The 6,430-nt window shown below is 56.7% G+C and carries 6 protein-coding genes; 1 reads left to right on the top strand and 5 read right to left on the bottom strand.

The window, feature by feature from the left end; all coding sequences use genetic code 11:
- On the top strand, nucleotides 1–244 hold a 244-nt coding region (locus tag A3730_RS32415; protein ID WP_231883789.1), incomplete at its 5' end, for a hypothetical protein.
- Between the two features lie 336 nt (nucleotides 245–580).
- Here A3730_RS32415 and A3730_RS00310 read toward each other — a convergent pair.
- The 5 genes from A3730_RS00310 to A3730_RS00290 all read right to left on the bottom strand — a co-directional run bounded on the left by A3730_RS00310 (nucleotide 581) and on the right by A3730_RS00290 (nucleotide 6,177).
- Nucleotides 581–1,036 (bottom strand): hypothetical protein, encoded by a 456-nt coding sequence (locus A3730_RS00310; RefSeq protein ID WP_063521254.1) that lies wholly within the window; start codon nucleotides 1,034–1,036, stop codon nucleotides 581–583.
- Between the two features lie 27 nt (nucleotides 1,037–1,063).
- A complete protein-coding gene (locus A3730_RS00305) occupies nucleotides 1,064–1,849 on the bottom strand; it encodes a DUF547 domain-containing protein (protein WP_063521255.1) in 786 nt (261 codons plus the stop codon).
- A 58-nt stretch (nucleotides 1,850–1,907) separates the two neighbouring features.
- Entirely contained in the window at nucleotides 1,908–3,038 is a 1,131-nt protein-coding gene (locus tag A3730_RS00300; RefSeq protein WP_063537213.1) for a PepSY domain-containing protein, read from the bottom strand.
- A 65-nt stretch (nucleotides 3,039–3,103) separates the two neighbouring features.
- Nucleotides 3,104–5,206 (bottom strand): TonB-dependent receptor, encoded by a 2,103-nt coding sequence (locus A3730_RS00295; RefSeq protein ID WP_063537211.1) that lies wholly within the window; start codon nucleotides 5,204–5,206, stop codon nucleotides 3,104–3,106.
- Nucleotides 5,207–5,355: 149 nt separating this feature from the next.
- Entirely contained in the window at nucleotides 5,356–6,177 is an 822-nt protein-coding gene (locus A3730_RS00290) for a TonB-dependent receptor domain-containing protein (protein ID WP_369817595.1), read from the bottom strand.
- Nucleotides 6,178–6,430: the final 253 nt, after the last annotated feature.

The raw sequence follows: 6,430 nt of genomic DNA, 5'->3' as shown, positions 1-6,430 counted from the left end.
TAGTAAGGTCGCTGTCGCCATTGCGGGCAACCACGTCGTTTTTATCAGGGCAGTCCTGTGCATTAGTTACATCCTTTTTGTTTGCAGAGTTAAGAAAGCAAGGGGCAAGCGCTACCGTGCCGCGCATGCCGCGTGGGGCAGGGTGAAGCTCTTAAAGTGGGTGCGTAGCAGCGTAATTATTCAAAAAGAGGTCGGTGCTCGAGGAAGTAATCGACCGGATATCCCCGCTGGTCGTCTTCCATGAGTGCTTAATGAATAACGGTCCCCCGCAGCTATTGTGACGATGATGATTGGTGAATGAAGCAGTATTGTATGACAATTTTTTGCATTTCTTTTTTGTGCTTGTTCCTGTGACAGAAATCACAGGATGGGTGCCATTGAAGCATCGGCTAAGCTGCGGTCACCGCTTCGGTGCCGTGAACGAGCCGGGGGGGGGGCGGTTATGGTGATCGGGGAGCGCCCGAACGGAGAGAAAGGAGTCTCACTGCCAAGAGGTGACTGGCGCAAGTGCTCTGGCTCAGGCGTTGCGATTGCTTTGGGCAATAGCAATGGATAATGGGTGACAGCGCATTGTGCGTGATCAATTATCCATTGCATTTGAGGGGTGGAGGGTCACACGGTCACCTTGGGCCCAGCACCAGGCATCGACCACGTCGAAGAACAGGCTAATGGCGTTGACCATGAATACCGCAAGGGTAAAACCCCACAGTGCCGGTGTCAGGTGATCGTCGCCCCAGCGCCCCGCCAATTGCCCGAGCAGGGCGATTTCCAGTGGAATCCAGGCTAGCAGGTGCACCAGTGACATGTCTTTGTTCATGCCGCGGTGGTGCCACATCAGGGGCAGGTTCACGGCGAGGACCAGCAGCAGGGCCAGCGCGATGGCCTGGCCAGAGAACGTATCCAGCAACAGCAGACTGGCCCCGTTGAGGGGCATCAGGATAAGGGCGACCCAGCCCTGCAGCCAGCGTGGCAGGTTGCGAAACGACAACCAGATGCTATGCAGGCGGTGTGTGGTGGTTGCGTGGTAGGCGTCCATGCCATGTTTCTCCTGGAGTGGGTTGGGTTACTGGGTGTTCAGTGACCAGTCATAGGGTAAAAACTGCACCTCCAGGTCCCCGTCGTCCAGTGCCTTTTGGCGATTGGCGGGTATGCCCAGCGTGTCCGAGTATTGCAGAAGGTAATGGGACAGGCTGCCGGCGGCGTCTTCAAAATCGTCTTCATACCAGTCGAAAATCTTCGAGACTTCCAGGGCGTCCTGTTCGCTGTTATAGCGATTGCGTTGTTTGTCGCTGAGAAATTGCCTTGTACTGTCCTCCAGTTGCGTATCCAGCTGGTCACCGGTGTAGGCGGTGGTGCGCAGGGCGGGGCAGCCGATGGACGCGCAGTTCACAGCGAAATGAATGCGCGGGTCCATCAGGTCTGGATTGCCACGAATCATTTCATGTTCCAGTTCATCCAGCGTCCGGGACTCTCCCAGCAAGGAAAAGAATGCCTTGTCCCAGGGGCTGGAAAAGAGATTGCCAATATCGCGAATCGAGTCAGGCTGATTTTCCCGAAGGATCAATTCAATGGTAAAGGCGTTGTAGGCGTTGATCAGGAACGCCAGTTTTTCATTGCGACTGAAGGCGTTGAACTCACCTTGAGTGACCGCAGTCAGGTTGTCCAGATACGACTGCAGGGCCTCATGGTTCTCGGCGATCCCGTCATAATCCACAGCCGTGGCGACACCACCGCGTTGTGGTTGTACATGTTGCTGCAGCAATGTGTTCCAGCGGCTGTGGTCAAACGCCATGACCTGACTGCTTAACAAAAGCAGGCTGATCACCAGTGCGGACATCCATTGACGCATGGGAGGCTCCTTGTGGTCGTCAGCTTTCAGTTAAGCATGGAAGGGGGGCAACAGGGCGTCAACGTGCCTGTTGCCGTGCCCGCTTGCGGCGTTGTGCCTGCAGGCGAAGCTGGCGTTTTTGCCACCACATGTAGGTGCCGGTGATAAAGAACAGCAAGGGCGTCAGCCCGCTGATCAGGACGATGATGCGCCCCGGCATGCCCAGGGCATCACCATTGTGGAGCGGGAACTGCCAGGTCATGAGCTGGCTGCCGGCGGCCACATTGGGGGCGTCCCATACCGCCAGTACCTCGCCGCTGTACTGGTCTACCCAGATGCGGCTGGCGCCGTAATGCTGCCAGGGTTCTCCGTCCCGGTTGAAAGCCAGCGAATAACTGCCGGTTTCACTGCGGGGGAAATCAAGGCGGATCAGCGGTGCCTGTGGGAAAACGGTGCGGGCAATATCCAGTGATTGCTGCGGGGAAATAGAGGGCGTGCCCGGGCTGTCCGGTAGCGTTGACGAAGGCGAGGGGCGCTTTTCCAGCGGGAGCATGGCACCCACCAGTGCCGCCACCTGGGTCGGGAATATCAGGGTGACCCCGGAAAAGGCGACCACCAGCAGTACCGGGAGAAAATAGATGCCGATGACCTGGTGCAGATCAAAGTGTAATCGGTAGGTGCCGCCGCTCCGTTTAATGGTCAGGTTGCGACGCCACTTTCCCTTGCGCTTGCCGGTGGGCCACCACAGGTAAACGCCGGTCAGACAGAAACCGAGCAAGCACAGGCCAAGCACGCCAACCACAATCTCGCCAATTTCGCCGGACAACAGGGTGTAATGCAGGCTGTAGATCCAGGTCATCAGGTAGTCGCCCCAGGTGCGAATCGCAAGCACCTCGCCGGTATAGGGGGAGACGCTGACCTGAATCGGGCCGGGTTCGCCCGGTGGAGCAAAAAAGCGCAGGGTGTGGGGGCTGCCGGGGGCCTGTGCCGGCTCGATACGCAATGCTTTGCGGCCCAGCTCGGCTTCGGCGTTGGCGACGATGTCGTTAAGGGGAAGCGTGCTTTTCCCCTGAGTCATCAGTTGCGGATTGAGCGACTCGTCCAGCCCCTCATGGAAGACCAGTAAACTGCCGCTGAGGCCGATAACCACCAGCAACAGCCCGGTGATCAGGCCGGTGTATTTGTGCAAAGTGAAAAGCAGGTTGCGCATAAAGTATCAGGCTCGGAAATAAAACGGGCAGCCATTGGCTGCCCGTTAGCTAGCTGGGCGACTTATTAGAAGTCCAGATTGTAGCCCAGAGTGACGGTACGACCACGGCCCTTGAAGTTCTGGTCATCACGGGTGGTGGCTGTTTGCGAGAAGTAGCTGAAGTAATCCTCGTTAAGCAGGTTTTCGATGCCGGCAGTGACTTGGCCTTTGGGCAGCGCGTATCCCAGAGACAGGTCAACCAGTTGGTAGGAGCTGAAGTCGTTCGTGTCGCCTTCGAAATCCTTGTTGAAGTAGTGAGTCCCCTGAAGCTGGGTATGCAGCTTGCTGGTCCATTTGGCATGCCAGCGCAGCTGAATGCTGTCAGGGGCGATATTGCGGCCATCCAGCCGAGTGTCTACGGTGCCGTCATCATCACTGTCGAACTTGCCGCTGATGTGGGCATAAGTGGCGTTCAGATAGTGCACCGGATTGATTTGCCATCCTGCGTCGGCCTCGATGCCCTGGATTTCGGTTCGCTCACGGCTGACTTCGAAGATGCCGCCGTTATTTTGCAGTCGTTGGCCCAGGTCGGAATCGGAGCTGAAATGGCTGAGCTCAAAGTGGGCGCCGCCGTTATGCAGGCGGATACCGATTTCGGTGTTGTCGGTCACAATGGGTTGCAGATCGAGGAAGTCTTCCACGCTCTGGTTGGCCTGGTTGATGCCGCGCAGAACACGGCCCACATCGGGCATGCCGAACCCTTCAGAGTAGTTGGCAAACAACTGCGCGTTCTCGGTGGCCTGGAAGACCAGGCCGTAATTGAGCAGGGTTTCGTCAAAATCCGGGCTACCGCCTTCGACTTGCTGGCTGCCGTAGGAGGCCAGGGTGGTGAAATCGTCCACGTTCAGTTTCGCGTATTCATAGCGCACTCCGGCATTCAGGGTCAGTTGTTGCATGGGGCTGACTTCTGCCTGCAGGAAGGGCGCAATGTTGCGGAACTGGGTTTCCGGTACCCATTCGCGATTGGTCTGTGCCAGGATCTGGGTGGTTTCGTCCTGCAGCAGGTCCAGACCGGTGGTCAGCTTCAGACGGTTATTAAACATGCCGTCACGGGACAGGGTCAGTTTGCCGCCAATCTTGTCGGATTCGTTCTGGGACTGGTCGTAGACATTGGTCCCATAGGCCGGGTCCTGGAAGGTAGCGAAGACCCCCCCGCCGTAACGGGCCTTGAAGCTCTGGCTGTAAAGCTGGGTAATAAAGTGATTCCCGGCAAGATTGCTGTGGGTGTAGTTCAGCCCGACGGTCAGTACTTCATTCATGGCGGGGTCGCCTTGCGGGTCACCTTTTCGTGAGGTGGTAGGGATGCCGTTAACCCAGTTGCCGTCCACCGCTTCGTAGTCATGTTTCCCTTCCAGGGAAAAACGGTTAATGCTGAGCTCTACGTTTTGTTCATCGTTGATCCAGTAGCCCAGCTTCAGGAAGATGTCATGGCTTTCACTGTTCATGATGTCACCCTGGGTGTTGTCTACCCCAATGAGCTCGCTCTCGGCGTCGTAGAACATGCCGCGATCGGTGTAGCTAAGGCCGAGAAGATAATCCCAATTTCCTTTGATGCCGTCGGCGCGATAATCCACTTTGTATCCGAGGCTGTTGGAGTGGATGTCATTGGTGGGCGCGGTCATTTTTACGCCGACATGCTGATTCAGGGTGCCGGATTCCGGGCGACGGGTAACAAAGTTAATGATCCCGCCTGTGGCTCCCAGCCCGTGTTCGGCGCTGGCGCCATAAATCACCTCGATGCGTTCAACCATGGACAGGTCAATGGTGTAGCCATCACGTGACCCGTCGCGAAGGGGGTTGGATTGCGGAATGCCGTCGATGAGAAAGAGAGGATTACGTCCCCGGAATGTTTCCCCTGAGTTGCTAAGCTTTTGACGGCTGGGTGTGTATGACGGAATCAGGTTGCTTAGTACCTGGGACTGATCAGAAGTGATGCGCAATTGCTCATCAATTTCGTCGCGGGTAATGACGGTAACTTTTTGGGAGGTCTTGCCAACTTCGCTATTGGCGCGAGTGGCAGAAACCGTAATGGCCCCCAGTTCGTTAGCGTCCGACTCCGCGATGGCAAGTGGTGAAGCTGCAAGCGTGAACAATGAGATAGGCAAGCCAATAAAGTAAGTACGGAGCACGGGGGCTCTCCTTATTGTAAGCAATGTAAATTCAGGCGTTGAAAGCTAAGGTTGGCGGGAATGATTGTCAATATCGTTTTGGTGGCGCGGGCAGCGTGGTTCTTTTAATGGGGAGGGCACGGGCTGCGGTAGAGCCCGTGCCGATGAGGCTAGAAATCTACGCTATACCCCAGGGTGTAGGTACGACCACGGCCCTTGAAGTTGTACTCGTCACTCACGCGGGCGGCCTGGGAGTAGTAGGTGAAGTAGTCTTCATCCGTCAGGTTCTCGATACCCAGATCCAGTTTACCTGCGGGTAGCTTGTAGCTGACCATGGCGTCGACCAGGCTGTAGCCGTCAAAGTCCAGGTCCGGGTCATCAAAGCCGCGGCTGAAGAAATGGCTGACTTGCAGATAGGATGAGACGGTGCGGCTCCAGCCGGCATTCCAGCTCATCTGTACCGTGTCGGGGGCAATGCTCAGGCCGCTCAGTTCGGTATCGACAACGCCGTTGCCGTCGGTGTCGGATTCGCCGTCCTCGTGGGAATAGGACAGTTTGACGCGGTGGGCGTCGTTAATCTGCATGTGCCCGGACAGTTCCACGCCCTGGATTTCGGTTTTCTCCCGGCTGCCTTCAAAGGTGCCGGTAGTGGTGTTGTAGGTGAGGCGCTCGCCCAGATCCGAGTTGGATTCGTAGTAGCTCACTTCAAAGCCGTAGCGTGCCCAGTTGAAGCGCCCACCAATTTCCTGGTTGTCGGTAACGATAGGTTGTAGATCCAGCAGGGTATCTACGTCCTGGCCGGGGATGTTGATGCCGCGCAAGACACGGCCCACATCGGGCATGCCAAACCCTTCCGAGTAGCTGCCGTAGAGCTGCGCCCAGCTTGTGAGCTGGTATACCAGCCCGGCGTTGTAGAGTGTTTCGCTGAAGTCCGGGCTGCCGCCTTCCACGACCACATCGTCATTAAGGAACCTCTGAATAACTCCTTGCATGCTCAGTCTTTCAGGCTGGCTCGCAATCTAGGCGCGATTTTGAAGGTGTATGTCCATCCATCGAAAAAACGCAACGACGAGTGCGGGCTAGCCTGGAAGACCCGGAGGGCGTGGCCTGAAGCGCACATCTGCTGCGCCTTGCCTCTAGGAAAGGGAGCCACCCTGTCCGTCAAGACAAGACTCAACAGCTGCACGCTTCAGGCCACGCTGAGTACGCAAGGAGTTATTCAGAGGTTCCTTAACCACGTTGGTC

It is taken from the genome of Alcanivorax sp. HI0044, from assembly GCF_001634945.1.
This window is presented reverse-complemented; position numbering and strand designations above follow the sequence as displayed.

Excerpts from the sequence above, each read along its gene's own strand:
- A3730_RS00305 (WP_063521255.1), bottom strand. The coding sequence starts at position 1,849 with ATGCGTCAATGGATGTCCGCACTGGTGATCAGCCTGCTTTTGTTAAGC.
- A3730_RS00310 (WP_063521254.1), bottom strand. The coding sequence starts at position 1,036 with ATGGACGCCTACCACGCAACCACCACACACCGCCTGCATAGCATCTGG.
- A3730_RS00290 (WP_369817595.1), bottom strand. The coding sequence starts at position 6,177 with ATGCAAGGAGTTATTCAGAGGTTCCTTAATGACGATGTGGTCGTGGAA.
- A3730_RS00300 (WP_063537213.1), bottom strand. The coding sequence starts at position 3,038 with ATGCGCAACCTGCTTTTCACTTTGCACAAATACACCGGCCTGATCACC.